Annotated in this window: 2 protein-coding genes; both read right to left on the reverse strand. The window is 79.2% G+C overall.

Annotated elements, in window-relative coordinates:
* Positions 1-585: sigma-70 family RNA polymerase sigma factor (locus ACFV5N_RS27740; RefSeq protein ID WP_385605275.1), on the reverse strand; the 585-nt coding region annotated here is incomplete at its 3' end.
* Between the two features lie 151 nt (positions 586-736).
* On the reverse strand, positions 737-1,390 hold the full coding sequence (locus ACFV5N_RS27745; RefSeq protein WP_385605278.1) for a hypothetical protein: 654 nt from the start codon (positions 1,388-1,390) through the stop codon (positions 737-739).
* Positions 1,391-1,517 lie beyond the last annotated feature (127 nt).

Raw genomic sequence — 1,517 nt, forward strand, 5'->3', positions numbered from 1 at the left:
CAGCCCGGCCCTGGCCCGCGACACCCGCGAGCGCACCGTGCCGACCGGGCAGCCGAGCACGCGCGCGGCGTCCACGTACGGCATGCCGCAGACCTGGGTGAGCACGAACGCCCGGCGGCGCTCCCCGGGCAGGGCGGCCAGCAGGTCGATGAGCGCGACGCCGTCCTCGAACCCGGGCAGCCCGCGCGGCTGGGCCTGTTCGACGGCGCTGCGCCAGTCCTCCCAGGGGGAGATGCGGGGGCGGGCGGCAGCCCGGCGCAGGCTGTCGACGACGGTGTGCCGGGCGATCGACAGCAGCCAGGTGCGGGCGGTGGAGCGTCCCTCGAACCGGTGCAGGGAACGCAGGGCCCGCAGGAAGGTGTCCTGGGTGAGGTCGTCGGCCAGCCGCGGGTCCCCGGCGAGGTGCGCGACGTACCGCCACACGTCGCGGTGGAGGGCGCGGACGAACGCCTCCACGGCGTCCGGGTCGCCGGTGCGGGCGTGCAGCGCGATCCGGGTGACGGTGTCGTGGCCGGATTCCGGGCGGGGGGTGGCGGGGGCACGGTGCGGTGGCGCGGGAAGCGTGGGGGCAGGCGTGGTCAGCACGCTGGTCCTTCCGGTCACCGGGCGCGGAGGCGGTGCGGACGCGTCGGGACGCGTGGCGACGCACGGGACCGCGCCCGTGGGGGAGCCGGCCCGGATGCGGTGCGGGCCGGGGAGCCGCCGCCGGAGGGGGATCCGGCGCGGGAACCCGCTGTCAGCCGACAGCGGGGGCCGGCGGCGGTCCCCGGGTGGTCCTGACGCGCAGCGCCGGGTGGCGCCTGGGGCGGCGCGACCTGGCCGGCGGCACCCGTCCCGGCCGGTGCGGCGGGCTCGCCGGGCGGCGCAGCAGCCGCAGCGGGGCGACCAGCCAGGCGCTCACCGCCCGGGCGGCGCGGAAGACGGCACGTTCGCCGTACGCCAGCCACAGACCGCTGAGCAGCGCGGCGGCGAGGTGGGCGGCGGCCATCCCGGTCGCCATGCCGGGGCCCGTACCGGGGGCCGCCGGGAGGTGGCCGGTGTGCCCGGCGTGCTCCAGGGCGACGGCGAGGGCGTGCGCGGGGGGCTGTCCCGGCCCGCCGGGACCGTCGGCGCCGGTGGCCGGCCCGGCCCACGCGAGCACCAGGGAGAAGCCGGCGTGCAGCGCCGCCTGGGCGGTCACCGTCGCGCCGAGCACCAGCGGGACGCCGCGCTCCCGGCCGGTGAGGAACCAGGCCGCACACCCCGTCAGCGGCCAGGCGGCCACCGGCAGCCACCAGGGCAGCGGCGTCCCGGCGGCGTGGCTGTGCCCGGCGGCGGCGAGCAGCACGCACAGGGCCGCGAACACCGCGGCCCGCAGGGTTCTGCTCGGTCGGCTCCCGGATCTCCCCATGGCGGGGCTCATCCTCGCACCGGGATCCGGAATCGGGGAGATGTGCGGCAGGGAGAATTCCGGGGCCGTACCGATCCCGCCAGATCACCGCGGCCCACCGGCGGGACGGCCCGGGCGTGCCTCCTTC

This window comes from Streptomyces sp. NPDC059853, from assembly GCF_042731495.1.
Lineage (GTDB): Bacteria > Actinomycetota > Actinomycetes > Streptomycetales > Streptomycetaceae > Streptomyces.